Origin of the sequence: Xanthomonas bonasiae (assembly GCF_017163705.1) — a bacterium.
Taxonomy (GTDB): domain Bacteria; phylum Pseudomonadota; class Gammaproteobacteria; order Xanthomonadales; family Xanthomonadaceae; genus Xanthomonas_A; species Xanthomonas_A bonasiae.
Window position 1 is genome coordinate 59,835 of record NZ_JAFIWB010000013.1, and the last position, 26,541, is coordinate 86,375.

The 26,541-nt window shown below is 70.6% G+C and carries 14 protein-coding genes; all 14 read left to right on the forward strand.

What is annotated here, in order from left to right:
* Positions 1–227 precede the first annotated feature (227 nt).
* Positions 228–2,447 (forward strand): TonB-dependent receptor, encoded by a 2,220-nt coding sequence (locus tag JR064_RS12765; protein WP_179570685.1) that lies wholly within the window; start codon positions 228–230, stop codon positions 2,445–2,447.
* Positions 2,448–2,522: 75 nt separating this feature from the next.
* Positions 2,523–3,545: a nucleoside hydrolase gene (locus tag JR064_RS12770; protein ID WP_206229944.1), complete on the forward strand. Its 1,023-nt coding sequence runs from the start codon at positions 2,523–2,525 to the stop codon at positions 3,543–3,545.
* A gap of 549 nt (positions 3,546–4,094) precedes the next feature.
* On the forward strand, positions 4,095–9,032 hold the full coding sequence (locus tag JR064_RS12775) for an alpha-2-macroglobulin family protein (RefSeq protein ID WP_241093026.1): 4,938 nt from the start codon (positions 4,095–4,097) through the stop codon (positions 9,030–9,032).
* A gap of 525 nt (positions 9,033–9,557) precedes the next feature.
* Positions 9,558–12,458 (forward strand): TonB-dependent receptor, encoded by a 2,901-nt coding sequence (locus JR064_RS12780; RefSeq protein ID WP_206229945.1) that lies wholly within the window; start codon positions 9,558–9,560, stop codon positions 12,456–12,458.
* A 30-nt stretch (positions 12,459–12,488) separates the two neighbouring features.
* Positions 12,489–13,436, forward strand: a complete 948-nt coding sequence (locus JR064_RS12785; protein WP_206229946.1) for a glycerophosphodiester phosphodiesterase family protein — start codon at positions 12,489–12,491, stop codon at positions 13,434–13,436.
* A gap of 150 nt (positions 13,437–13,586) precedes the next feature.
* Positions 13,587–14,837 carry an efflux RND transporter periplasmic adaptor subunit gene (locus tag JR064_RS12790; RefSeq protein WP_206229947.1) on the forward strand — a complete coding sequence of 417 codons (1,251 nt, stop codon included), beginning with the start codon at positions 13,587–13,589 and terminating at the stop codon, positions 14,835–14,837.
* 18 nt (positions 14,838–14,855) lie between these two features.
* Positions 14,856–15,626, forward strand: coding sequence for an ABC transporter ATP-binding protein (locus JR064_RS12795; RefSeq protein ID WP_206229948.1), 771 nt, complete (start codon positions 14,856–14,858; stop codon positions 15,624–15,626).
* Entirely contained in the window at positions 15,623–18,061 is a 2,439-nt protein-coding gene (locus JR064_RS12800; protein ID WP_206229949.1) for an ADOP family duplicated permease, read from the forward strand. Before JR064_RS12795 ends, JR064_RS12800 begins: the two co-directional genes overlap by 4 nt.
* Before the next feature lie 88 nt (positions 18,062–18,149).
* Complete coding sequence (locus tag JR064_RS12805; RefSeq protein WP_206229950.1) at positions 18,150–19,544, forward strand: sigma-54-dependent transcriptional regulator; 1,395 nt, start codon at positions 18,150–18,152, stop codon at positions 19,542–19,544.
* A gap of 805 nt (positions 19,545–20,349) precedes the next feature.
* Positions 20,350–20,856, forward strand: coding sequence for an ATP-binding protein (locus JR064_RS12810; protein WP_206229976.1), 507 nt, complete (start codon positions 20,350–20,352; stop codon positions 20,854–20,856).
* Between the two features lie 323 nt (positions 20,857–21,179).
* Positions 21,180–22,364 (forward strand): MFS transporter, encoded by a 1,185-nt coding sequence (locus JR064_RS12815; RefSeq protein ID WP_206229951.1) that lies wholly within the window; start codon positions 21,180–21,182, stop codon positions 22,362–22,364.
* A gap of 24 nt (positions 22,365–22,388) precedes the next feature.
* Positions 22,389–23,036 carry an HAD family hydrolase gene (locus JR064_RS12820; protein ID WP_206229952.1) on the forward strand — a complete coding sequence of 216 codons (648 nt, stop codon included), beginning with the start codon at positions 22,389–22,391 and terminating at the stop codon, positions 23,034–23,036.
* Positions 23,033–23,836: a DeoR/GlpR family DNA-binding transcription regulator gene (locus tag JR064_RS12825; protein WP_206229953.1), complete on the forward strand. Its 804-nt coding sequence runs from the start codon at positions 23,033–23,035 to the stop codon at positions 23,834–23,836. The genes JR064_RS12820 and JR064_RS12825 overlap by 4 nt, the downstream gene beginning before the upstream one ends.
* 21 nt (positions 23,837–23,857) lie before the next feature.
* Complete coding sequence (pbpC, locus tag JR064_RS12830) at positions 23,858–26,281, forward strand: penicillin-binding protein 1C (RefSeq protein WP_206229954.1); 2,424 nt, start codon at positions 23,858–23,860, stop codon at positions 26,279–26,281.
* Positions 26,282–26,541 lie beyond the last annotated feature (260 nt).

Below are 26,541 nucleotides of genomic sequence, written 5' to 3' on the forward strand. Positions count from 1 at the left end.
GTGGCGCCGGCCAGCCGGAAATCCGCAGTGCGATGTTGATAGACCTGGGGCGTCTGGACAGTGCACCTGCAGGGCATATGTGGCAGCCCATTGCGCGCGTACAGCCTTAACACGTTCAAGTGACCGGGACATGCAAAGCGTGTGTATTTTGTGTTAATTATGTTGCGGCGCGGCATCGCTTGCCGGCGACGCGCATTCGCTCTTGCCCATTCCACTCCGGAGTCCCCATGTCCGCCAGTTGGTCGTTGCGCACCAGCGCACTTGCCGTAGCCGTCGTTTCCGCCCTCTCGTTCCCCGCCGCCGCACAGCAGGCGGACAGCACGGACGGGGTCGCCCGCCTGGACACGGTCAAGGTCACCGCCGAACGGCGTTCGGAAGACTCCAAGGACGTGCCGATCTCCGCCAGCGTGCTGCGCCCGGAATACCTGGACGCGATCGCCACCAGCGGCTCGGACGTACGCGTGCTGGCCGGCAAGGCGCCCAGCCTCAATGTCGAATCCTCCAACGGCCGCGTGTTCCCGCGCTTCTACATCCGCGGCTACGGCAACACCGACTTCAACACCTACGCCTCGCAGCCGGTGTCGCTGGTGTACGACGACGTGGTGGCCGAGAACGCGTTCCTGAAGGGCTTCCCGATCTTCGACCTGGAAGGCCTGGAAGTGCTGCGCGGCCCGCAGGGCACGCTGTTCGGCCGCAACACCCCCGCCGGCGTGGTCAAGTTCAACTCGGTCAAGCCGAGCATCGGCGCCAACGACGGCTACGCCAGTCTGTCCTACGGCACCTACGGCACCATGACCATGGAAACCGGCCTGAGCATCGCCATGGGCGACAAGTGGGCCGCGCGCGTGTCGGCGCTGGGCCAGCGCCGCGACGACTGGGTTGACAACACCGTGGACAACCGGTCGTTCGAGGGCTACACCGACTCGGCGGTGCGGGTGCAGCTGCTGTTCCAGCCGGGCGAGGACTTCAGCGCGCTGTTCAACGCGCATGCGCGGCATCTCGACGGCACCGCGCGCCTGTTCCGCGCCAACATCTTCCAGCCGGGCAGCAACAAGCTGGTCGACGGCTTCGATCCGGACAAGGTGTCCATCGACGGCGGCAACACCCAGGAACTGCAGACCTACGGCGGCAGCGCCAACCTGACCTGGGACCTGGGCGACATCGTGCTGCACTCGATCACCGGCTACGAAGGCATCGGCAAGTACTACAGCCGCGGCGACATCGACGGCGGCTACGGCGCGGTGTTCGCGCCGCCGTCCGGCCCCGGCGTGATCGCGTTCCCGGTGGAAACCGCCGGCGGCATCAAGAACCTGGACCAGTACTCGCAGGAGCTGCGCGCCGAGTCGCAGTACGCCGGCCCGCTCAACTGGCAGGCCGGCCTGTACTACTTCCACGATTCGGTGGAAGGCGAGAACTACACCTACGACACCTTCGGCGGCGGCACCCTCAGCAGCTACCAGCTGACCCGCCAGCGCAACACCTCGTGGGCGGCGTTCGGCTCGCTGAACTATGCGGCCACCGATCGCCTGAACCTGCGCGCCGGCATCCGCTACACCTACGACAAGAAGACCTTCGACGTGCTGGCGCTGGATCGCGTCACCCTGCTCGAGCCGTCCACCGGCAGCACCGACAACTCCAAGGTCACCGGCGACGTCAGCGCGACCTACACCATCAACGACAACGTCAACGTCTACGCCCGCGCCGCGCGCGGTTTCCGCGGCGCCAGCTTCGGCGTGCCGTCGGCGACCGCGCCGCTGACCGTGGCAGCGCCGGAGACCGTGGACTCGTACGAGATCGGCATCAAGTCCGACCTGTTCGACAAGCGCGCGCGGATCAGCTTCGACATCTACGATTTCCAGGTGAAGAACCAGCAGCTGACCGCGGTCGGCGGCACCTCCAACGACGTGCGCCTGCTCAACGCCGACAAGTCCAAGGCGCGCGGCGCCGAGTTCGACTTCGAGGCGCTGCTCACCCAGAACCTGCGCTTCACCCTCGGCGGCGCCTACAACTGGACCCGCATCGAGGATCCGACCCTGTCGGTCGGCGTGTGCCGCACCTGCACCGTGACCGATCCGCTCAACGCCGCCGGCAACGCCATCATCGACGGCAACGTGCTGCCGCAGGCGGCCAAGTGGATGGGCAACGCCACGCTGCGCTACGGCATCCCGGTCGGCGACGACGCCGAGTTCTTCTTCTACACCGACTGGTCCTACCGCAGCGAGATCAACTTCTTCCTGTACGACTCGCGCGAATTCGTCGGCCAGCCGCTGCTCGAAGGCGGCGCCAAGATCGGCTACAACTGGGGCGCCGGCGCGTACGAGGTGTCGGTGTTCTGCCGCAACTGCACCAACCAGATCCGCGCCACCGGTGCGATCGACTTCAACAACCTCACCGGCTTCATCAACGATCCGCGCATCGTCGGCGCGCAGTTCCGCGCCAATTTCTGATTGGCGTGCCAGCGATGCGATGAACCAGGGACCGCCGGCTATCATGCCGGCGGTTTCTTTTTATGGGAGGCGCGCATGCGCAGTCTGAAACGGTGGGCGGCGCTGGCGCTGCTGGCGTTGGCATCGGTTGCCGCCGCGGCGGCGCCGCCGGCACAGAAGGTGGTGGTGTCCACCGACATCGGCGACGACATCGACGACGCGTTCGCGCTGGCGCTGCTGCTGCGCAGCCCGGAGCTGGACGTGCTTGGCATCGCCTCGGCGTGGGGCGACACCGCACTGCGTGCGCAGTTGCTGCAGCGGTTGTTGCAACAGGCCGGGCGCAGCGAGATCCCGTTGGCGATCGGCCATGCCACGCCCTCCACGATTCCCTTCAGCCAGGCGCGCTGGGCGGCGCAGGGCACGCGGCCGCGCAAGGCGCCGGACGCGGCGGACTTCATCCTGGCGCAGGCGCGGCGCCATCCCGGCCAGGTCACCTTGCTGGTGCTCGGACCGCTGACCGACGCGGCGCGCGCGTTGCAGCGCGACCCGCAGGGCTTCGCCCAACTCAAGCAGGTGGTGCTGATGGGCGGGTCGGTGCGGGCGGGCTACGGCAAGTCGCGCTACCGGCCGCCGAGCGCGCCGGCGCCGGAATACAACATCGTCTCCGACATCGGCGCCGCGCAGCGCGTGTTCGCCGCCGGCGTGCCGATCGTGATGCTGCCGCTGGACGCGACCCAGGTGACCCTGGAGGAACCGGAGCGGGTGGCGCTGTTCGCGCATGGCGATCCGCTGACCGATGCGCTGACCCAGCTCTACTACCAGTGGCGCGACACCGACCAGCCCTGGGCCAGCGCCACGCCGACCCTGTTCGACGTGGTGCCGGTGGCGCAACTGCTTGACCCGAGCCTGTGCCCGACCGTGCCGTTGCGCATCGCGGTCGACGACCAGGGGTATACGCGGGAAGTGCCGCCTGGCGCGAGGGCAACTGGCGGCACTGTGGCCGTCGACGACGCGCCGGATGGCGGCCATGCGGCGCCCGGCGCCGCCAACGCCCAGGTCTGCCTTGCGCTGGACCGGCCGCGGCTGATCGCGCTGTACATGCAGCGCTTGTTGCATTGAGGCGGCGGCGAGTCCGCCGCTTCGCTCGTCGCGGCTGAAGCCGCTCCTACAGGGAACTTGCGGTCATCCAACCGGCTGCACTGTAGGAGAGGCTTCAGGCCCGACCGATGGCCGAGCCGTCGCGATTCCAGGTTCCGCTCGTCGCGGCTGAAGCCGCTCCTCCAGGGACTTGCGGCCATCCAACCGGGTGCACTGTAGGAGGGGCTTCAGCCCCGACCGATGGCCGAACCGTCGCGATTCCAGGCTCCGCTCGTCGCGGCTGAAGCCGCTCCTACAAGGGCTTGCGGCCGATTGGTCGGGTGCACTGTGGGAGGGACTTCAGTCCCGACTGCATCCGGTCTGGGTAACCTGTGGCCTCATCGGCTGCTTCCACAGAGCCCGCACCGCATACACAGAAATCGCCGCGTGCACGGTCCGGCGGCGGGTGCCCGCCGCCGTCCCCGGCCGCCTTGCCGGGCGCCGGCGAACGCCGCGTCCGCAATCTCGATTCCGAGTCTCCGGCGGTCGCGTCCGCGTTCTATACTCGCGCCACTTTCACGGAGCGAACGTATGCACACGGATTCGAAGCGGCAGTGGCGCCTCCTGCGCGCGGGGCTGTTGAGCACCTTCCTGCTGCTGGGCCTGGCGTTGGCACTGGGCGGCTGCAAGCGCAACGAATCCGGGCAGTTGCCCGACGCCAGCGGCGAGCCGGTCAAGGGCCAGAAGGAGGCGATGAAGGGCTTCGGCCTGGTCCGCGCCTATCCCGACCAGAAGGGCGACGGGCTGTCGCTGGCGCTGGAGTTCTCGCGGCCGCTGGTCGGCACCCAGGACTTCGACAAGCTGCTGCGCTTCGAGGAAAAAGTCGGCACCGACGACAGCGCCTGGTCGCTGTCCGACGACGGCAAGACCCTGCGCTATCCGTACGTGGAGGCGGCCAAGGACTACACCGTACTGATCTCCGCCGACCTGCTCGCCGCCGACGGCAGCCGCCTGGGCAAGCCGCTCAAGCAGAAGGTCTACACCGGCGAACTGGAGCCGGCGGTCGGCTTCGCCTCGCAGGGCAGCGTGCTGCCGGCGCGCGAGAGCCGCGGCCTGCCGGTGGTGTCGCTCAACGTGCCGGAAGTGGACGTGGAATTCATGCGGGTCAAGGAAGGCTCGCTGCCGGCGTTCTTCGCCCAGTACCAGCGCGGCGGCCGCCGCGGCAGCTGGGAAATGGACAGCGACTACAGCGACCACACCCCGATCTCGCAGCTGGCCGAGTCGGTCTACGTCAACCGCTTCGTGCTCGGCGGCGACAAGAACGAGCGCGCGCTGACCTATCTGCCGATCCAGGACATCAAGGAACTGCAGGAACCGGGCCTGTACTTCGCGGTGATGAAGCGCCCGGGCCGGTTCGAGAACGAATACGACACCGCGTTCTTCACCGTCAGCGACATCGGCCTGCACGCGCGCGCCTACAAGGACAAGCTGTTCGTGCACACCGCCTCGCTGCAGAGCGGGGAGCCGTTGAAGAAGGTGGAACTGCGCATCCTCGACGCCAAGGGCGAGCTGTTCCTGAAGGGCGAGACCGACGCCAACGGCAACGCGCTGCTGAACTACACCCTCGACGCCGGCCAGGTGCTGGTGGCGCGCAGCGGCACCGACCTGTCGATGCTGCCGTTCAACCAGCCGGCGCTGGACCTGAGCGAGTTCGCCGTGGCCGGACGCGAGAACGCCTGGTTCGACGTGTTCGCCTGGTCCGGCCGCGACCTGTACCGCCCCGGCGAGACGGTGCGCGTGTCGGCGCTGCTGCGCGACAACGACGGCAAGCCGGTGGCGACCAGCGGCAAGGGGGCGCAGCCGGTGTTCCTGCGGCTGAAGCAGCCCGACGGCAAGATCTTCCGCGAGACCCGCCTGCAGCCGGGCGAGCAGGGCTATTTCAGCTTCGAGCAGCTGATTCCCGCCGATGCGCCGACCGGGCGCTGGCAGGTGGAGTTCCGCACCGATCCGTCCAGCAAGGAAGCGGTGCAGGGCATGACCCTGCGCATCGAGGAGTTCCTGCCCGAGCGCATGAAGCTGGACCTGGACAGCGCGCAGAAGACGCTCAAGCCGGGCGAGCCGTTCAAGCTGCAGGCCACCGCCGCCTACCTGTACGGCGCGCCGGCCGACGGCAACCGCTTCACCGCCAAGCTGGCGGTGGCGGTCGAGCAGCATCCGGTCGAGTCGCTGCCCGGTTATTTCTTCGGCGACTCGACGCTGCAGCTGCCGCGCGAAGCCAAGGACGTGATCGATACCGAATTCGGCGCCGACGGCAAGATCGCCGAGGACCTGGCGCTGCCGGACGAAGCCAAGCCGACCAGCACCATCGCCGCGCTGGTCTCGGCCAGCGTGTACGAGACCGGCGGTCGCACCGTCACCCGCACGCTCAAGCGCGTGCTGTGGCCGGCGCCGGCGCTGGTCGGCGTGCGCCCGCTGTTCGACGACAAGGACGGCGCCGATGCCAACGCCAACGCGCGCTTCGAGCTGATGCGGGTCGACGCGCAGGGCAAGCCGCAGCCGGCCAAGGGGCTGAAGGTGACCCTGGTGCGCGAGCTGCGCGACTACCACTGGGCGTTCGCCGACAACCGCTGGGACTACGATTTCACCCGCCGCTTCGAGAACAAGCAGACCCTCACCGTCGATGCCGGCAGCGGCGCGGCCAAGTTCGATTTCCCGGTGGAGTGGGGCGAGTACCGCGTGGACGTGTTCGATCCGTCCACCGGCCTGACCACGCGCTATCCGTTCCGCGCCGGCTGGAGCTGGAACGACGAGAACCGCGGCCTGGACGCGCGCCCGGACAAGGTCAAGCTGGCGCTGGACAAGACCGGCTACAAGGCCGGCGACACGCTCAAGGTCACCCTGACCCCGCCGCATGCCGGTCCCGGCGTGCTGATGGTCGAGAGCGACAAGATGCTGTACGTGCAGGACATCGACGTGAAGCCGGGCAGCAGCTTCGAGATCCCGGTGACCAAGGACTGGGAGCGCCACGACGTCTACGTCACCGCGCTGGTGTTCCGCGGCGGTTCGGCGCCGAGCAAGATCACCCCGGCGCGTGCGGTCGGCGTGGCCTTCGTGCCGATGGAGCGCAAGACCCGGCGCGTGGCGGTGGGCCTGGTCGCGCCCAAGCAGATGCGTCCGGAGCAGCCGCTGCCGGTGACGGTCAGCGTGCCGGAACTGGCCGGCAAGCAGGCGCACGTGACCATTTCCGCGGTGGACGTGGGCATCCTCAACATCACCCGCTTCCCGGTGCCCGACGCCAACGCGCAGTTCTTCGCGCAGCGGCGCCTGGGCGTGGACGCGTACGACATCTATGGCCGGGTGATCGAGAGCTTCGAGGGCGGGACCGGCAAGCTGCGCTTCGGCGGCGACATGGCATTGGCGGCATTGCCGCAGGCCAAGCGCCCGACCGCGCGGGTGCAGACCGTGGACCTGTTCTCCGGTTCGGTGAAGCTCGACGCCAAGGGCAATGCGCGGGTGCAGCTGCCGGTGCCGGACTTCAACGGCACGCTGCGGGTCTCGGCGCTGGTGTATTCGGACGAGCGCTACGGCAACCGCGACGTGGAGACGCTGGTGCGCGCGCCGATCGTGGCCGAGGCCAGCATGCCGCGGGTGATGGCGCCGGGCGACCGCAGCACGGTCACCCTGGACGTGCAGAACTTCACCGGGCAGGCGGGCGAGTTCAAGGTGCAGGTGGACGGCGAAGGCCCGCTGGCGATCGCCGAGAACGCGCGCAGCGCCAAGCTCGGCAAGGACGGCAAGGCCACGCTCAGCTTCCCGCTGGTGGCGCAGGAGGGCTATACCGTGGCCAAGGTGCGGGTGCGGGTCGACGGCAACGGCTTCAGCGTCGATCGCCGCTACGACCTGCCGGTGCGCGCGGCGTGGCCGTCGGTGCTGCGCGCGCAGACCCGCGTGCTGGATCCGCTGGCGCCAGTGACGCTGGGCATGAGCGATGCCGAAGGCCTGATGGCCGGTTCGGTCAACGCGCGCATGCTGGTCAGCGCGTTGCCGCCGATCCCGTTCGCCAGCGCGCTGCAGGGCGCGCTGAACTACCCGTACGGTTGCGCCGAGCAGACCACCAGCAAGGGCTATGCCGCGCTGCTGCTCGACGACGCCACCGCCAGGCTGCTCGGCGCCAAGGGCCTGGACGCGGCGACCCGCCGCGAGCGCATGGAAGGCGCGTTCGGCCGGCTGGCCTCGATGCAGATCTCCAGCGGCCACTTCTCGATGTGGGGCGACGACGGCTACGTCAATCCGGGCCTGACCCCGTACATCGCCGAGTTCCTGCTCGACGCCAAGGACGCCGGTTTCGCGGTGCCCGACAACGTGCTGCAGAAGGCCTTGAACCGGCTCAGCGAGGACCTGCTGTCCGGCGGCAACAACTTCTACGGCCAGGACCGCCGCGAGAACCTGAAGTTCGCCAACCAGGCCTGGTCCGGCTACGTGCTGGCCCGCGTCAATCGTGCGCCGCTGGGCACGTTGCGTGCGCTGTACGACAACGACCGCGGCAAGGCGCTGACCGGCCTGTCGCTGGTGCACCTGGGCGTGGCGTTGTCGCTGCAGGGCGACAAGAAGCGCGGCGAAGCGGCGATCGCGGCCGGCTTCGCCAAGGACAGCGGCGACCGCCCGCCTTACTTCGGCGACTACGGCAGCGTGATCCGCGACGATGCGCTGATGATCGCGCTGCTGCACGAGCGCGGCCTGGCCAAGCCCGAGTACGACGCGCGCGCGGTGGCGCTGGGCCGCGAGATCGACGCGCGCCGCCGCAGCGGCTGGCTGTGGCTGAGCACCCAGGAGCAGGTGGCGCTGGCGCGGATGGGCAAGGCCTTGCTGGTCAACCAGAGCAAGCTGGTGTCCGGGCAGTTGGCGGTCGGCGACAGCAGCGAGGCGATCGGCGCGGCCAAGGCGTTCGGCCGCCAGTTCGGCGAGGCCGAACTGGCGCGCGGGGTCAGCTTCGTGCCGCAGGGCGAGGCGCCGCTGTACGCCAGCCTGGAAATCGCCGGCATCCCACGCAAGGCGCCGGAGGTGGACGAGAGCACGCTGAAGGTGGAACGCGAGTGGTACGGCACCGACGGCAAGCCGTGGACGCCGCGGCCGCTGAAGGAAGGCGAGGCGCTGATCGTGCGCGTCACCATCACCTCCAACGTGGGCATGCCCGACGCGCTGTTGACCGACCTGCTGCCGGCCGGCCTGGAGATCGAGAACTTCAACCTGGGCGACGCCAAGCAGTGGGCCGACGTGGTGGTGGACGGCATTGAGATCAGCGACCGTTCCAACGCCGCCGACGTCAAGCACGAGGAGTTCCGCGACGACCGCTACGTGGCCGCGCTGAGCCTGGCGCAGGGCGGCAAGGCGCAGGTGTTCTACCTGGTGCGCGCGGTGACCCCGGGGACCTACACGGTGCCACCGCCGCTGGTCGAGGACATGTACCGTCCCGACCTGCGCGGGGTGGGGCGCAGCAACCCGGGCACGATCAGCGTCGTGCAGCCCTAGCGGGCGACGGTCCGGGCACGCGCCAGCGTGCCGGCCGCAGGTAGAACGGAGACGACGATAGGGCCCTTGCGGCCCTATCGTCGTTTTGGGCGGCCGTGAGCCGTGCGCCACCGTCGCGACGCTGCCGTGCCGTGCTGGACAATCGCTAGCGGCGCATTGTGCGGATGTTTCGTGGCCTTGGTGCTTGCAGTCCCTGCATCCGGCGCCGTCCGCACCTGCCGGCGTCTCCCTTCTCCCTGCGGGAGAAGGTGCCCCGAAGGGGCGGATGAGGGTACGGCGAAGCCTTGAACGTTCGGCAACACCCGGCGATCGGTTTCACCGTCCCCCTCACTCCCAACCCCTCCGCCGCGCTCTCGACACCCTGGACTCCATCGCCCGCACCTGGCGCCCGCAGCGGCGGACCTGCAGCCAACCCGCCGCTCTCGCAACTGCCAACCCGGTGACATGGGCCTGTCATCGCCCCCTGGATAAAATTAACTACTTTGAAGTTATTAATTCATTTTGAAATTTTCCAGGGGATACGAGATGACGCGATCGCACCACCGCCACCAGCGCACGCTGCTGGTGTGCCTGCTTGCCGCCAGTTGCCAGGCCGCCCTCGCGCAGCAGGCCACGAGGCCGTTGCCGCCTTCCGCCGCGGACGGCGACACCACCGATATCGCCGCCGCTGCGCCGGCCGCCGCATCGCCGCCGGCCGCCGCCGCTGCGGGCGCGGCCAAGACCCTGGACAGCGTGGTCGTCACCGGCGTGCGCAAGGCCAATGCCGCGGCGATGGAGAGCAAGCGCGCGGCGACCAACATCACCGACGTGGTCAGTTCCACCGACGTGCGCGCGCTGCCGGACACCACCATCGTCGAGGCGCTGCGCCGCATCCCCGGCCTGTCGGTGCTGCCGGCGACCGACAACGAGCATCCGCGCGACGAGGCCGCTACGCCGGTGCTGCGCGGCCTCGGCCCGTCCTACAACAACGTCACCATCGACGGCCTGACCGTGGCCTCGCCGGGCACGCCGAACGGCACGCTCGGCTCGATCACCCGCGGCGTGCGCCTGGACATCCTGCCGGCGTCGATGGTCAGCGAGCTGCAGGTGGTCAAGACCTTCACTCCCGACCTGGATCCCAACGCCACCGGCGGCGCGATCAACCTGCGCACGCGCAGCGCGTTCGAGAACGGCGGCAAGCCGTTCTTCACCAGCGAAGCCTCGCTGGGCCATGCCAACGACGTCGGCAAGCCGCGCGACCAGGACGATCCGGGCTACCGCCTCGGCGCCACCGGCAGCACCACCTTCGGCAGCGACCGGCAATACGGCCTGACCCTGTCGGGCAACTACCAGACGCTGAGCAGCTACACCGAAACCCACATGACCACCGACACGGTGCACTACGGGTTCTACGACGGCAACGGCATGCTGCAGAGCGGCAGCAATCTCGGCAACGGCTGGGCGGTGCCGCAGCAGGACAAGTACTGGTACGTGATGGACAAGCGCGACCGCTACGGCCTGACCGGCAAGTTCGAGGCGCATCCCAGCGCCGACCTGCAGGCCTACGTCACCGCCGGCTACTACTATTTCAAGGACGACATGCAGCGCAACGAGCTGATCATCGATCCGCGCAACCGCAACCGCGTCGCCAACCAGACCGCGACCTCCGGCAGCTATCCGGCCGGCGACATCGAGGTCGGCTATTCCAACCAGGTCACCACCACCCGCACCAAGCTCGGCCAGGCCGGCATGGAATGGCGGCCGGACGACCACCAGGTGTTCTCCGCACGCGGTTCGTGGTCGGATGCGACCTACGACGAGCCGATCCAGATGTTCAAGTACGTCACCGGCGCATCGCGCCCGGCGGCGGTTCCGGTCGGCCAGACCGGCCCCGGCGTTACCGTCGTTCCCAGCGCCGACTACGCCTTCACCTACGACACCTCGGCGTTGAACCAGCGCTTCCCGGTGGCGCCGCAGGCGTACTCCAACTACGACAACTACAGCCTGTTGTACTGGCGTCCGGACTACAAGCGCAGCGCGCGCGACCGCATCCTCACCGGACGCCTGGACTACGGCTTCAACCAGGGCGAGCAGGACCGCGGCCTGGGCTTCGGCGCCGGCGTGTCGTACACCACCGACAAGCCGTCGTTCGACATCTACCGCGACGACTACGAGCCCAACCGCAGCGCGCCGGCACTGAACATCGCCGACGTGCTGGCGCAGTCCAACGCGCCGCTGCGCTATCTGGGCCTGAACCTGATCACCATCGATCCGGACAAGGCCCGGCACGTGCTGCAGTCCACGCCGCTGAGCGCGTTCAACAGCACCGACCAGTCGGCCTTCAGCAACCAGGACAACTTCACCCATACCGAAAAGATCTTCGGCGCCTACGGCCTGGTCAGCTACCGTGCCGAGGCGTTCAACGTGGAAGCAGGCCTGCACTACGACGACACCGACCAGTCCACTGTCGGCCGCCAGCGCCAGCTGGATACGGCCAGCGGCAAGTACGTCTACGTCGATGCGCCGACCGATTCGCATTACGCCAACCTGTTGCCGTCGGCGATCATGACCTACCATCTCAGCGAGCGCCTCGACCTGCGCGCCGGCGCCAGCCGCACGCTCGGCCGTCCGCCCTACGACGCCTACGCCGCGCGCACCTCGATCGGTTTCGTCAACAGCACCGACGCCGGCAATCCCAACGCGCAGGGCGTGACCGTGACCGTGGGCAATCCGGACATCAAGCCGCGCATCTCGACCAATCTGGATCTGTCGCTGGAATGGCGCCTGCCCGACGAGGTCGACGGCATGTTGGCTGCGGCGGTATTCGACAAGCGCATCCAGGACGAGATCTTCACCCTGTCGCGCACCGACCAGTTCAGCTACAACGGCACCACCTATTCGAACGTGCTGATCAGCACCCCGGCCAATGCGTCAAAGGCGCATATCCGCGGCCTGGAACTGAGCGCGGTGCTCAACACCCTGCTGCCCGGCGTGCCGGCGCTGTCCGGGCTTGGCGCCAGCGCCAACCTGGCCTTGCTCGACGGCGGCATGGACGTGCCGTACAGCGTCGGCAGCGCGCCGAACGTGAGCCAGCGCCAGCGCAGCGTCGATCGCCTGGTCGGCCAGCCCGGCTACACCGCCAACGCCTCGCTGTTCTACAGCGTCGGCGGGCTGGAGCTGCGCGCGGCCTACAACCGCCAGGGCAAGGCGCTGCGCGCCATCGTCAGCAACATCGACTGGCAGGATCTGTACTGGGCGCCGCGCTCGCAGCTGGACCTGTCGGCGACCTATGCGGTCAACAAGCAGGTCAGCGTGGTCGGCCAGGTCAGCAACGTCACCCATAGCCGCATCACCAGCGTGACCGGGCCGGGCGAGAACCTGTTGAAGGACACCTACTCGGTGCCGACCACCTACTGGTTCGGCATCCGCTTCACGCCTTCTCTTTAAACCCTTTCAATCCTTCGGACGCCCATCGCCATGAAATCCACTCTGTTGCCGCTCCTGCTGCTGGGCAGCGCGCTGACCGGCCCCGTCGCCGCGGCCCCCGCCGGCAGCGCCGCCAGCCAGGCGCGCCTGGCCGATCCCGCCGGCGGCATCTTCGTCGTCGCCCATCGCGGTTGCCACAATCCGGCGCCCGCGCACGGCTTCCCCGGCCACGCGCCGGAGAACTCGCTGTCCGGCCTGGAGCGCTGCGTGGCGATGGGCGTGGACATGCTGGAAACCGACATCCGCCGCGCCGCCGACGGCACCCTGGTGATGTTCCACGACGCCACCGTCGAGCGCACCACCGACGGCAGCGGCAAGGTCGCCGAGATGACCTGGGCGCAGCTGTCGCGGCTGCGCCTGCGCGACGACGAGGGCGGCGCCGATGCGCCGCTCACCGACCAGCATCCCGTGACCCTGGAGCAGATGCTGGCCGCGGCCAAGGGCCGGATCATGCTCAATCTCGACGTCAAGGCGCCGATCTATGCGGAGGTGGCGGACGCGGTGCGGCGTGCGGGCATGCAGCGCCAGGTGGTGCTCAAGACCGAGGCCGGCGTGTACAGCCAGCCGCTGGCGTCGTTGCCGCCGTTCGACCAGATCAACTTCACCCCGGTGCTGCTCAACCCGCCGGGCACCGACGACCTGCTGCAGACCGTGCGCACCCAGATCGGCGGCAAGGTCCGTCCGGTCGCGATCGAACTGCCGCGGATGCGCGCCGAGCAGTTGCCGGCGCTGGCCGCGTTGACCAGGCAGCAGCACGTGCGGCTGCTGGTCAACACGCTGTGGGAAGGGTTCGTCGCCGGCTACGGTGGCGACGCCGACGCGGTGCGCGATCCGGATGCGGTGTGGGGGCGGCTGTACCGCGACGGGATCGGCGCGTTCCAGACCGACGAGCCGGAAGCCCTGCTGCGCTACCGCGCTTCGCTCGAAAAAAAGCCCTGACCGCGCGCGGTTCGCCGCGCAACTGTCCGTAATCGGTCGCCGATCGTCCGCTTGCGGACGCGGCGGCCGCGCCCGATGCGGGCGCCATGCAGTCGTTTCAATGGGTTATCGCGCTTCGCCGATTGGCATGCGGCCTGCTCTGCAGTAGGCATGGATATCGCGAAGTCTCCCAACCGTTCGATCTGGCGCCACCGGCGCCGCTGGCTGGCGCTGGCGGTGGCGGCCGTGCTGCTGCTCGGCGTGGTCCTGTTCGGTACGGGCCGCGCCGCGCCGCAGGTAAGCCGCAGCGAGCTGTGGATCGACGCGGCCACGCGCGGCGAGATGCGCCGCGAGATCCGCGCCAACGGCGTACTGGTGCCGCGGCAGATCCGCTGGATCACCGCCGGCGCCACCGCCACCGTGCAGCAGCAACTGGTCGATGCCGGCGCGCGGGTGCAGGCGGACACGCTGATCCTGCAACTGGCCAATCCCGAACTGGACGCCGGCCTGGACCGCGCCCGCGCCGCACTGGCCGGCGCCGACGCCGACCTGGCCGCGCTGCATGCGGCGCTGGCCTCGCAACTGCTGGACCAGCAGGCGCTGCAGGCGCAGGCCGCGTCCGATCTGCAGATCGCGCAGATCAAGGCGCAGGCCTACCGGCGCGGCCACGACGGCGGCGCGATCTCGGCGATCGACCTGACCCAGAGCCAGATCGTCGAGGCGCAGCAGCGCGCCCGCGCCGGCATCGAAACCCAGCGCGTGGCCGCGTTCCGGCAGAACATGGCCGCGCAGCTGCGCGCCGCCCAGGCGCGGCGCGCGCAGGCCGCCAGCGCGCTGGCCATCGCCGCGCAACAGGCCGCCTCGCTGCAGGTGCGCGCCGGCAGCGACGGCATCCTGCAGCAGGTGGACGTGGAACCCGGCCAGCGCGTCGAGGTCGGTGCCAAGCTGGCGCGGGTCGCGCGCCCGGACGACCTGCTGGCGCGGCTGCAGGTGGCCGAGGTGCTGGCCAAGGACGTGATCGACGACCAGCCGGTCGCGGTAGACACGCACAACGGCGTGGTGCGCGGGCAGGTGGCGCGGATCGATCCGGCGGTGCGCAGCGGCAGCGTGGTGGTCGACGTGCGCCTGGCGCCGCCGCTGCCGCCGGGCGTGCGCCCGGACCTGTCGGTGGACGGGCGCATCGTGCTCGGCACCCTGCGCGACGTGGTCAGCATCCCGCGCCCGGCACTGGCCGCCCCGAACACCGCCGGCAGCCTGTTCGTGCTGCGCGACGGCGGCGCGCGCGCGCAGCGCATCCGCGTGCGCTTCGGCGCCGCCTCCAGCGACCGCATCGAAGTGCGTGCCGGGCTGCGCGCCGGCGAGCAAGTCGTGCTGTCCGACACCAGCCAGTGGAATGCCTACGCCACCCTGCGCTTACGCTAGCGCTCCAGGAGACCCAGAATGACCGCAATTCCCGCACCTTCCACCGAACCGCTGATCCGCCTGCATGGGCTGGGCAAGGTGTTCCATACCGACGAGGTGGAGACCCACGCGTTGGCCGAGATCGCGCTGGACGTGGCGCGCGGCGATTTCGTCGCCATCACCGGGCCGTCCGGCTGCGGCAAATCGACCCTGCTGTCGATCCTCGGCCTGCTCGATGCGCCCAGCGGCGGCACGTACCGGCTCAACGGCCGCAGCGTCGCGGAGCTGGACGCGGTCGGTCGCGCGCGCATCCGCAACGCCGAGATCGGCTTCATCTTCCAGGCCTTCAACCTGATCGCCGACCTCACCGTGGAAGAGAACGTGGCGCTGCCCCTGACCTACCGCGACGGCGCCGAGCGTGGCCGGATCCGCCAGCGCGTGCGCGAAGTGCTGGAGCTGGTCGGCATGCACCATCGCCACAAGCACTACCCGGGGCAACTGTCCGGCGGCCAGCAGCAGCGTGTGGCGGTGGCGCGCGCGCTGGCCGGCAACCCGTCGATCCTGCTCGCCGACGAACCCACCGGCAATCTCGATACGCGCAACGGCGAAGCGGTGATGCAGCTGCTGGAACAGCTGCACGACAACGGCACCACCTTGTGCATGGTCACCCACGATGCGGCGTTCGCGCGGCGCGCGCAGCGCATCGTGCACATGCTCGACGGGCGCATCGTCGACGAGGACACCTTCGAGCGCCTGCGCCACGAACAGGACGTGGCGTTGCCGGCGCGCGCCGCGGAGCAGGCGCGATGAGCGCCGCCATGTGCCTGGCCGAGGCGCGCCAATCCTGGCGCGCGCTGGCGCGCAAGCCCGGTTACCTGCTGCTGGCGGTGCTGACCCTGGCACTGGGCGTGGCCACCACCACCGCGGTGTTCGCGTTGCTCGACCAGGCCTTGCTGAAGCCGCTGCCGTTCCCGCAGCCGCAGCGTCTGGTCACCCTTGGCCTGCCCTCTGGCGGCCACAACGTCGCCGCGCCCGGCTATTACCCGGTGTTGCGGCGCATGCCGAGCATGCAGGCCGTCGGTATCGTGCGTGGGTTTCCGGTGCCGACCAACATCGCCCGCGGCGATGCCAGCGAGGTGGTCGCTGCGATCAGCGCCGACGAGGGATTTCTGCGCACGCTGGGCATGCCGATGGCGGCAGGGCGCAACTTCACGGCCGAGGAAAGCCGGCCCGGCGGGCCGCAGGCGGTGATCCTTGCGCATCGCTTCTGGCAGCGTTATGTCGGCGGCGATCCGGCAGCGGTTGGGCGTACCTTGCAGGTCGAGGGCAAGCCGGTGCAGATCGTCGGTGTGCTGCCCGCGGACTTTCCCTGGGCCGAGCCGTTCGACCTGATCCGCAACATGCAGCCGGACCTGGCGGCGACCAACCTGTCCACCAACGAGATCGTGGTGGCGCGGTTGCGGCCGGGCGTTGGCGTGGCCGCCGCGTCCGCGCAGACCGCGGTGGTGATCAAGGGCTTGCTGCGCAACAGCCCGTACATGGACGAATCGTGGTGGCGGAGCTTGCAACGGGAGCCGCCGAACGCCTTGCTGTTGCAGGACAGCCTGTACACCTCCTACAGCGGCAACACGCTGTGGCTGTTCTTCGCCGCGGCGGCCTGCGTGCTGCTGATCGCGGCGATCAACCTGACCAGCCTGATGCTGCTGCGCGCGCTCGGCCGCAGTCACGACAGCGCGGTGCGCGCCGCGCTCGGTGCGCCATGGTTGCGGCTGAGCCTGCCGGCGCTGGCCGAAGGCGTGCTGATCGGCGCACTCGGCAGTCTGGTCGGACTGGCCCTGGCCTGGCTCGGCCTGCGCCTGCTCGGCGGTTGGGTGCCGTTGCTGTGGATGCGCGGCGAGGCCGCGCACCTGACCGGTGCCAGCGCGCTGTTCGCGCTGCTCGCCGGCGGCGCCACGGCGCTGCTGGCTGCAGCGCTGGGCATCGTGCGCGGCCGCCGCCGCAATCTGGTGGCGGAGCTGGCCGGCGGCGGCCGTGGCGGCTGGAGCCTGCAGGCCGGCCGCCTCGGCCGCACCCTGGTGATCGCGCAGGTGGCCATCGCCGTGATGCTGCTGATCGGCGCGGCGCTGTTCACGCGCACGCTGCAGAAGCTGGCGGAAGTGCCGATGGGGTTCGACAGCCGCTCCGCGGTGGTGTTCACCCTGGCGCCGGTGAAGGAACGCTACGCCACCGTGCGCGATGCGGTGGAGCAGACCCGACGCATCGTCGCGCGGCTGCAGCAGGTGCCCGGCATCGAACGCGTCGGTGTGTCGACCAATCCGCCGGCCACCACGCAGCTGAGCTGGAGCGTGGAGGTGGACGGCATGCCTTCCGTCAACAGCCAGTACCGTCTGGCCACGCCGCAATTCCTGCAGGTGTTCCGCATCCCGCTGCTGGCCGGGCGCGGCATCGCCGAGGGCGACGTGGCCGGGGCCGAGAAGGTCTGCGTGGTCAGTGCCATCTTCGCCGAGCGTTACCTGCACGGCCATGCGCTCGGCAAGATCGTCACCGTGCCCGACGATGGCGGCAACAACCGCCTGCCGATGCGCGTGGTCGGCGTGGTCGGCGACGTGCGCCACGCCGGCCCGGCGCAGGCGCCGGAGCCGATGGTGTACCAGCCGTTGGCGCAGATGAGCGAGCCGATGTGGCAGATCATGCGCAGCTTCGGCGCGTTGACCTATGCGGTGCGCCTGCATGCCGGTGCGCTGGGCGCCGACGAGCGCGCGCTGCGCGCGGCGATCGACGAAGTGGCGCCGCAGCAGCCGATCGCCGACCTGCAGCCGATGCAGGCGCTGGTCGCCAGCACCACCGGCGAGCAGAAGCTCAACCTGCTGCTGGTCGGCCTGTTCGCGGCGCTGGCGCTGCTGCTGGCCGCGGTCGGCCTGTACGCGGTGATGGCGGTGGCGGTGGCCGCGCGCCAGCACGAATTCGGCGTGCGCGCCGCGCTCGGCGCGCCGCCGGCGCGGCTGCGGCGGCAGGTGCTGCGCGAGGCCGGCCTGCAGATCGGAATCGGGCTGCTGCTGGGCCTGGGCGTGGCGATGGCGCTGTCGCGGCTGCTGCAGCGCTTCCTGTTCGAGGTGCGGGTGGCCGATCCGCTGGCGATCGGCGCGGTGTTGCTGGTGCTCGCCGCGGCCGGCCTGCTCGCGGCGCTGGCGCCGGCGCAGCGTGCGGCCAGAGTGCCGCCGATGCAGGCGTTGCGCGCCGAATGAGGCAGTCGATGCACACACAACGGATCGGCACCGTGCGCGCGGCGGTACTGGCGCATGCCGCAGGTGCCCAGCCGCTAGACTCTGCGCCATGAACGACACTCGCACGCCGCCATCGCCGCGCATCCTCGTCGTCGACGACCAGGCGGACGTGCGCGAGGCTTTGCGCATGCTGCTCAAGAGTGCCGGCTACGGCATGGTCGGTGCCGAGTCGCCGGAGCTGGCGCTGGCGTGCCTGCGCGGCGACGACTTCGCCGCGGTGCTGGTGGACATGAACTACGCCCGCGACACCACCTCCGGCGCGGAAGGACTGGCGCTGATCGCGCAGATCGCCGCGCAGTGGCCGGGGTTGCCGGTGATCGCGATGACCGCCTGGGCCAGCATCGAACTGGCGGTGGCGGCGATGCGCGACGGCGCGGTGGATTTCATCGAGAAGCCGTGGCAGAACGCGCGCGTGCTCGCGGTGCTGGACAGCCGCATCGCGCTGGACCGCAGCCGCCGCAACGCGCAACGGCTCGGCGAGGCGCAGGCCTTGCTGCTGCAGGACGGCGCCGCCGGCTTCGTCGCCGAATCGGCGCCGATGCAGCGCCTGGTCGAGGATCTGCTGCGCATCGCCGGCAGCGGCGCCAACGTGTTGCTGCTGGGCGAGAACGGCACCGGCAAGAGCCTGCTCGCGCAACTGCTGCACCAGTGGTCGCCGCGCCGCGCGCAGGCCTTCGTCAAGGTCAACATCGGCGGACTGGCGCCGACCCTGTTCGAAGCCGAACTGTTCGGCCATGTGCGCGGCGCCTACACCGACGCGCGGCAGGACCGCGCCGGCCGCTTCGAACTGGCCGACGGCGGCACCCTGTTCCTGGACGAGATCGGCAACCTGCCGCTGCAGCAGCAGCCCAAGCTGCTGCGCGCTATCGAGGATGGCGAGTTCGAGCGGCTCGGGTCCTCGCGCACGCAGCGCGTGGACGTGCGCATCGTCGCGGCGACCAATGCCGACCTGGATGCGGAAGTGGCGGCGGGGAATTTCCGCCAGGATCTGCTGTACCGCCTCAACACCTTCCAGTTGCGGGTGCCGCCGCTGCGCGAGCGCGGCGCCGACATCCTGCCGCTGGCGCGGCATTACCTGGCCGCCGCCTGCACGCGCTACCGGCGGCCGCTGCCGGCGCTGGCGCGCGACGCCGAGCGCGCCTTGCTCGGCTACGCCTGGCCCGGCAACGTGCGCGAACTGGCGCATGCGATGGAACGCGCCGCGCTGCTCGCCGATGGCGCGACGCTGGGCAGCGACGACCTGCGCCTGCAGCCGGCGGCGACCGCCGCGCCCGCCTTGTCGACCCAGCTGACCCTCGAAGAAGCCGAGGCGCTGCTGCTGCGCCAGGCATTGGCGCAGCAGCAGGGCAATCTGCAGCGCGCCGCCGACCAGCTCGGCATCACCCGGCAGAGCCTGTACCGGCGCCTGGGCAAGCACGGCCTGCGCAGCGATGACGGCGGCTGAGCGGCAACGGCGGCGACCGCTGTGGCTGGCGGTGCCGGCCTTGCTGGCGTTGGCGCTGGTGCTCGTGGTCGGCACGCCGCGGCCACCCGAGGCGGCGGTGCTGATGCTGTGCGTGCTGGCGCTGACCGCGGCGGTATGGCGCTGGCAGCAGCGCGATGCCGGCCAGCGCCTGCGCACCCTCGGCGGCCTGCTCGAGGCGCTGCGCGAGGGCGACTACAGCGTGCGTGTGGCGCAGGACGCACGCGATCGCGACACCGAGGGCCTGCTGCAGCGCTTCAATGCCTTGGCGCAGCGGCTGCAGGACGAGCAGCGCGATTCGCACGAGAGCCTGCAGTTGCTGAGCAAGACCCTGGCGGCGCTGGACGGGGCGGTGTTCGCGTTCGAACAGGACCAGCGCCTGCGCCTGATCAACCCGGCCGGCGAGCGCCTGCTCGGCGCCGCCGCCGAGCACCTGATCGGGCAGTCGGCGCAGGCGCTGGGCCTGGCCGGCTTGTTTGCGTTGCCGTCGGGCAGCATCCACGCGCATGCCTTCGCCGGCCAGCAAGGGCGCTGGCAGATCGGCCACGCCGCGTTGCGCAGCCGCAGCCAGGCCGGACAGCTGCTGCTGGTGCAGCCGATGGAGCGCGCGTTGCGCGAGGAGGAGGCGCAGGCCTTCCGCCGCCTGTTGCGCGTGCTCGGCCACGAGATCAACAACTCGCTGGCGCCGATCGGCTCGATCGCCGATACGCTCGGGCGCCTGCTCGCGGCCGCGCCGGACACGCTCGACGCCGAGCTGCACGAAGACCTGCGCAACGGCCTGGGCGTGATCGAACAGCGCAGTGCGGCGCTGCAGCGCTTCCTCGGCGGCTACGCGCGCCTGGCCAGGTTGCCGGCGCCGGTGCCGGCAACCGTGGAGCTGGCGCCGCTGTGCGCGCGGGTGCGGCGACTGCTCGACGATGCGCGGGTGCGGGTCGAGATCGAGCCGTCGCTGCGGTTGCATGCCGACGCCGACCAACTCGAGCAAGTCCTGATCAATCTGCTGCGCAACGCGCTGGAGTCCGGCGGCAGCGCGCCGGTGAGGTTGCGCGCGCGCAGCGACGGCGCCAGTGCGTTGATCGACGTTATAGACAGCGGCGCCGGGCTGCCGCCCAGCGACAACCTGTTCGTGCCGTTCTTCACCACCAAGCCCGGCGGATCGGGCATCGGCCTGGTGCTGTCGCGGCAGATCCTGGAGGCGCAAGGCGGCAGCCTGAGCCTCGAAGCGCGCGCGGATGCCGCCGGCAGCGTGGCCACGCTGCGCCTGCCGCTGGCGGCGGACGGCCGCGGGGAGTGACACCGGCTGCGCGGCCCTGTAGTCCGGGAGCGCAGGCGGCGATGTCGCAGACGCCGTCCCTGCGCGGTCGGGCAGGGCGGTGCCATGCAGGCGTATGTGGGCGCTTGGGGATTCCGTAAGCGTGGCGTGCTTCTTCGAGCTCGACGCCTTGCCGGTGAAGCGTCGGGGCTGAAGTCTCTTCTTGCATGGTCGGCGTCGGGCAGCAGCGCGCACCGCGGCTCGTCTCCAAATGCGCGGCTTCGCCACGGCATTTCGTCCGCGCCTGTCTATGCGTCATTTTGCGTTGTGTTGCACGATTGTGCGTGTTTCAGTACAGTCGCCGCATGCCTTTCGACCCACCCATCGCCACCGCGGATCGCGTCACTTCCGCCGTCCCCGACGCCGCCGCCAGGCCCGCGATCCGCGCCACCCGCTGGGTGTTCCTGCTGTCCGGGATCGCGATGGCCGCGTGGGCGCCGATGGTGCCGTACGTGAAAGCGCGCTTCGCGCTGGACGATGCCGCCCTGGGCCTGGTGCTGCTCGCCTTCGGCGGCGGCTCGATCCTGGCGATGCCGCTGGCCGGCGTGCTTAGCCACCGGGTCGGCAGCCGCGCGGTCATGGTCGCTTCCGGGCTGGCGCTGTGCCTGGGCCTGCCGCTGGTGGCGCTGGCGCCGACCCTGCCGGGCGTGGTCGCCGCGCTGCTGTATTTCGGCGCCGCGCTCGGCGCGCTGGACGTGGCGATGAACGCGCACGGCGTGGAAACCGAAAAACGCGCCGGGCGTCCGGTGATGTCCAGTTTCCATGGCGTGTTCAGCGTCGGCGGGCTGAGCGGCGCGGCGGCGATGAGCGCGCTGCTTGCGCTCGGCGCACCGCTGCTGGCGGCCACGCTCGCGGTGTCGGCGCTGTTGCTGGCATTGCTGCTGTGGCAGCGCTCCGGCCTGCTGCGCGTCGCCGCCGGCGACCCGGCGCAGCGCATTCCGCTGCGCCTGCCGCGCGGCGTGGTGCTGGTGCTGGCGGCGCTGTGTTTCATCTGCCTGCTCGCCGAAGGCGCGATGCTCGACTGGAGCGCGGTGCTGCTGCGCGAGTTCCATGGCGTGGAGACGCGTTACGCGGGCGTCGGCTATGCGCTGTTCTCGGTGGCGATGGCGGCCGGCCGCTTCGGCGGCGACTGGGTCGTCGCGCGGATCGGGCAACCGGCAATGCTGGCGGCCGGCGCCTCGCTGGCCGCCTGCGGCCTGCTGCTGGCCACGCAGGTGCCGGGCGTCGCCAGCGGCCTGCTCGGCTACGCGCTGGTTGGCCTGGGCGTGTCGAACCTGGTGCCGATCCTGTTCGGTGCGGCCGGACGCCTGCCCGGCACCTCGCCGGCGGTGGCGATCGCCGCGCTGACCACGCTCGGCTATACCGGCCTGCTCGCCGGCCCGGCGCTGATCGGCTTCCTCGCCCATGCCAGCAGCCTGCCCACCGCGTTGCTGGCGGTGGCCGGGCTGTTGCTGCTGGTGGCGACGGGGTCGCGGCTGCTGCGGCACTGATCCGACCTAGGAGCACCACGCCCCATGCCATCCACTCCCGCGCACGCGCCGCACACCGTGATCTTCGACCTTGGCGGCGTGCTGATCGACTGGAACCCGCGCTATCTGTACCGGCAACTGTTCGACGACGAGGCCGAGATGGAGCGCTTCCTCGCCGAGGTGTGCTCGCCGCAGTGGAACGAGCGCCAGGACGCCGGCCGGCCGTGGCGCGAGGCGGTCGCCGAATTGAGCGCCCTGCATCCGGCGCAGGCCGAGCGGATCGCCGCCTACCACCTGCGCTGGGAAGAGACGCTCGGCGGCCCGCTCGACGCCAGCGTGCAGATCCTGGAAGAACTGCACGCGCAGGGCGTGCGACTGTACGCGCTGACCAACTGGTCGCAGGAGACGTTCCCGGTCGCGCTGCAGCGCTATGCGTTCCTGCAGCGCTTCGCCGGGATCCTGGTGTCCGGGCAGGAGCGCCTGGTGAAGCCGGATCCGGCGATCTTCGCGCTGCTGCTGTCGCGCTACGGCATCGATCCGCCGCGCGCGGTGTTCATCGACGACGCGCCGCGCAACGTCCACGCCGCCGCCGCGCAGGGACTGCACGCGTTGCAGTTCCGCGACGCGGCTACGCTGCGTGCCGAGCTGCGCGCGCTGGGCTTGCCGCTGCGCAGCGCCGGGTCGGGCGCATGACGGCCGCCGCCGACGCGCTGCCGCAGGAACGCCAGCAGGCGATCCTGCAGCGCCTGCGCGAGCACGGCCGGGTCGTGGCCACGGAGCTGGCCGCGGCGTTCGCGGTGTCGGAGGATTCGATCCGCCGCGACCTGCGCGACCTCGCCGCGCAGGGCCTGTGCCGCCGCGTCTACGGTGGCGCGCTGCCGCCGACGCCCGACGTCGCGCCGCTGCCGCAGCGGCACGAGGAACATGCCGAGCGCAAGCGCGCGCTGGCGCAGGCGGCCGCCGCGCTGGTGCGCCCCGGGCAGGTGCTGCTGATCGACGCCGGTTCCACCAACAGCGCCATCGCCGCCGCGCTGCCGCCGCGGCAGCGCCTGACCGTGATCACCAATGCGCCGGACATCGCCCAGCTGCTGATGCCGCGCGAAGGCGTCGAGATCCTGCTGATCGGCGGCCGGATCGATCCGCGGATCGGCGCGGCCGTCGGCGCGCAGGCGCTGCAGCAACTGCGCCAGGTCCGTGCCGACCTGTGCTTTCCCGGCGCCTGCGCGATCGATGCCGAGCGCGGGCTGTGGGGCGTGGACGGCGAGGAGGCGCTGTTCAAGCGCGCGATGATCGAGGCCAGCGGCGAGACCGCGGTGGTAGTCACCGTGGACAAGCTCGGCGCGCATGCGCCGCATCTGGTGGCCGCGGTGGCGGCGATCGACCATCTGGTGGTGGAGCACGATGCGGCCCAGGCGCGGTGCGCGCCGTTCCTGGCGCAGGCGGTGCAAGTGCATCGCGCGGATGCGCCGGCGCCGCCGCAACGGGCAAAATAGCCGCTTCCATCGGGAGCCCGCATGTCACAGGACGTCTCCGCCGCCACGCCCCGCGCGCGGCGCACCCGGCGCTGGACGCGCCTGCTGCCACGGCCGCAGTGGGGCCGCCTGCATTGGCGCGTGTTGCGCTGGGGCACGGTGGCGTTGCTGGCCACGCTGTTGCTGCTGGACCTGGCGTTCCCGCTGCCGCTGCCGAAATCGCGCGACACCTCGACCCTGGTGGTGGCCGCCGACGGCACCCCGCTGCGCGCCTTCGCCGACGGCAACGGCGTGTGGCGCTACCCGGCCACGCCGCAGAGCGTGTCGCCGCTGTACCTGCAGGCGCTGCTGAACTACGAGGACCGCTGGTTCTGGCATCACCCGGGGGTCAACCCGTGGGCGCTGCTGCGCGCCGGCAAGCAGTGGGTGTTCTCGCGCCGCATCGTCTCCGGCGGTTCCACCCTGACCATGCAGGTGGCGCGGATCCTGATGCCGGACGACGTCAGCACGCGCAGCCCGCTGGGCAAGCTGCAGCAGCTGTTGCGCGCGCTGCAGCTGGAAGTGCACCTGAGCAAGCGCCAGATCCTGCAGCTGTACCTGGAGCGCGCGCCCTACGGCGGCACCATCGAAGGCGTGGACGCGGCCAGCTGGGCCTACCTGGGCAAGCCGGCATCGCGCCTGTCGCAGGCCGAGGCGGCGCTGCTGGCGGTGCTGCCGCAGGCGCCGAGCCGGCTGCGCCCGGACCGGCATCCGGAGGCCGCGCGCGCCGCGCGCGACAAGGTGCTCGAGCGCATGGTCGACCTGCACGTGTGGTCGCGCGAGCAGGTCGACGACGCGCGCATCGAGCCGGTGGTGGCGCGTTCGCTGCAGTCGCCGATGCATGCCGCGCTGCTGGCCGAGCGCCTGCGCCGGCAAGCGCCGCGCGCCGCGCACATCGTCTCCACCCTCGATGCGGATCTGCAGCGCACCCTGGAGGATCGGGTCAGCGCGTATTTCTCGCAGCTGCCCGAGCGCACCTCCGCGGCGTTGCTGGTGGTGGACAACCGCGACCTGCAGGCGCGCGCCTACATCGGCTCGGTGATGTTCGGCGACCGCAAGCGGCTCGGCGACGTGGACATGGTCCAGGCCTGGCGCTCGCCCGGCTCCACGCTCAAGCCGTTCCTGTACGGCATGGCCCTGGACGACGGCCTGATCCACTCCGAAAGCCTGCTGGTGGACGCGCCGCAGAGTTTCGGCGACTACCGCCCGGGCAATTTCGACGAGGCCTTCAACGGTCCGGTCGGCGCGGCCAGCGCCTTGCGCCTGTCGTTGAACGTGCCGGCGGTGGACCTGCTTGAGCGGGTCGGCCCGGCGCGCTTCGCCGCGCGCCTGAACAATGCCGGCATCGGCCTGAAGTTTCCGCGCGGCAGCACGCCGAACCTGGCATTGATCCTCGGCGGCACCGGCGCGCAGCTGGAAGAACTGGTCGGCGCCTTCGCCGCGCTGAACCGCGACGGCATCGCCGGGCACGTGCGCTACACCGCCACCGACAAGGTCATCGACCGGCGGCTGATGTCGCCCGGCGCGGCGTGGATCGTGCGCGAGATCCTCGAGGCCAACCCGCGCCCCGGCTACGGCATCGGCACCTTCGATGTCGGCACGCGCCCGCGCGTGGCGTGGAAGACCGGCACCAGCTACGGCTACCGCGACGCCTGGGCGATCGGCAGCACCCGCCGCTACACGGTCGGGGTCTGGGTCGGGCGCCCGGACGGCACCCCGCTGCCCGGCCAGTACGGCGCGGTGACCGCGCTGCCGTTGATGTTCGAGACCATCGACAGCCTGCCGCGCGCGCGCGGCGACAACGCGCCGCGGCCGATGCCGGACAACGTGCAACAGCTGGACGTGTGCTGGCCGCTGGGCATCGCCGCCGAACAGACCCCGCCCGCGCTGTGCCAGCGGCGCTTCTCCGCCTACGCGCTGGACGGCGCGGTGCCGCCGACCTTCGCCGAGCGCGACGCGCGGCTATGGAGCGCCGGCCGCGACACGGTGCAGGTGGACGCGCGCAGCGGCCTGCGCCTGTCGCCCGATTGCGCGCGGCCGCACCAGGCGGTGCAGCGCGAACTCGCGCGCTGGCCGGCGTTGCTGACGCCATGGCTGCACGCCAGCGAACGCCAGGCCGGGCAACTGCCGGCGCTGGCGCCGGACTGCCGCGACGACGGCCGCGGCGGCAACGACGTGCTGCGCATCGAAGGGCTCAACGACCGCGCCACCCTGGCGCGCGCGCCGGGCAGCCCCAGCGTGCGCCTGCAGGTGCGTGCGCTGGGCACCACCGCGCCGGTGGATTGGCTGCTGGACGGCCGCTGGATCGCCCGCACCGAAGGCGCGCGCAACTTCCAGCGCGATTTCGCCGATGCCGGCGACCACACCCTGACGGCGCTGGCCAGCAATGGCGCGTGGACCCAGGTGCGGTTCCGGGTGCTGCATTGAGTGCGCATTGCGCGCGACGCGGGATGTGAAACGCCCGATGTTGGCGCTTACAGTCGCAACATGTGCGTCCCCTGCGGCTACATCGGAAGGGATGCTCCAAGGAGCTTCCTCGGGCTCATGCCTTCTGTAGGAGCGGCTTCAGCCGCGACATGAACTTACCGAAGGTCCCTGTCGCGGCTGAAGCCGCTCCTACACGGTGTGCTGCGGTTGTCTGCAAAAGGCCAGCGCCTGCGAACGTCGCGGAGATTGTCGCGGCATCC